This is a genomic window from Priestia sp. SIMBA_032 (genome assembly GCF_046535215.1).
Lineage (GTDB): Bacteria > Bacillota > Bacilli > Bacillales > Bacillaceae_H > Priestia > Priestia aryabhattai.
Window position 1 is genome coordinate 1 of the sequence record NZ_JAWRXD010000891.1, and the last position, 263, is coordinate 263.

General features: G+C 50.2%; 1 protein-coding gene. It reads right to left on the bottom strand.

The genetic code is table 11. From position 1 onward, the window contains the following. Positions 1-263, bottom strand: a 263-nt coding sequence (locus tag SB717_RS36890; protein ID WP_486360804.1) for a thiolase family protein, incomplete at both ends; no start/stop codon positions are given.

A 263-nucleotide genomic window follows, 5' to 3' on the forward strand; every position in this document is an offset into this window, starting at 1 on the left:
GTTTTCTCCCAAAGCAATGGACTGTGCTCCCTGCATAATCGTTTTCATACCGGAAGCGCATACTTTGTTGATAGTTGTGCAGGGCACCGTGTTGGGTATACCTGAAAAAATAGCAGCCTGTCTGGCCGGTGCCTGGCCTGTACCTGCCTGTACCACGTTGCCCATTAATACTTCTTCCACAAGTTTCGGTTTTAGACCTATTTTGTCCATGGCTCCCTTTATCGCCACAGCGCCCAATTTAGGTGCGGGAACGGTGGATAGGG